Source organism: Nguyenibacter vanlangensis (assembly GCF_013376155.1).
Lineage (GTDB): Bacteria > Pseudomonadota > Alphaproteobacteria > Acetobacterales > Acetobacteraceae > Gluconacetobacter > Gluconacetobacter vanlangensis.
In genome coordinates this window covers 1-764 of the sequence record NZ_JABXXP010001050.1, presented here as the reverse complement: position 1 = coordinate 764, position 764 = coordinate 1, and the positions used below count along the sequence as shown (strand labels likewise).

Here is a 764-nt window from a genome sequence, read left to right as displayed (position 1 = left end):
GGCCAGGGCAGGATCCCGCAGCCGGGCCAGGGCCTGGGGCGTGCGGTGGGTGATGAAGACCGGACTGCCGTGCCAGACGACGGTGATCTGCTGCCCCGGGGGGAGCTTGGAGACGTCGACATCGACCGGGGCGCGGGCGGCGCCGGAATCGGCCGGGCGCAGGGAGTCGAGGAACGGCCAGGCGAAGGCGGCCGCCCCCGCCCCGCCGGCGGCCAGCGTGACCAGGGTGAGGAAGTCGCGCCGTTTGCCATCCGTGGGGATGGCGGCGTGCATGGGAGGAGGATCGCCCCGGGTCGTCATGGCGCCCCTAACGCGGCAGGGGGTGGAAGGTGCCGGGCGAGCCCCAGTCGGTCTGCACCGTCTGGTCGACCCGGTCGACCCGCAGCGTGAACAGTTTGGGCAGCGTGTTCTTGAGGGCCGGGTCCTTCGCCCCCGGGCAGGAGCCGGAATGCTTGGCCATGACGTCGAAGCGCGTGGCGTCCGGCGGATCATTGCCGTTGACGATGAACAGCACGCAACGCCCGGGCAGGTCGGTCATGCCGTTATGGGTCACGACCGTGCGGAAATGTTCCACCAGGGCGGTGTCGTCGAACCAGTTGGCGTGGCGGAAGGTGATCTGGTCCGCCGCCTGGTCCAGCCAGCCCATGCGCGCGGCGACGACCGCGAGCAGGGCCATCGGCACGACCATGACCAGCCGCCTGTCGATGCGCTGGCGCATCGTCAGGCGGCCGCGGCGGCCGCCCAGTTTGTTCGGGGTATCGGAA

General features: G+C 71.2%; 2 protein-coding genes. Both read right to left on the bottom strand.

From position 1 onward, the window contains the following. The coding region (locus HUK84_RS21130) for a ubiquinol-cytochrome c reductase iron-sulfur subunit N-terminal domain-containing protein (RefSeq protein ID WP_176641917.1) at positions 1-300 on the bottom strand (300 nt) is incomplete at its 3' end. Positions 301-307: 7 nt separating this feature from the next. Then, on the bottom strand, positions 308-764 hold a 457-nt coding region (locus HUK84_RS21125; protein ID WP_374729406.1), incomplete at its 5' end, for a hypothetical protein.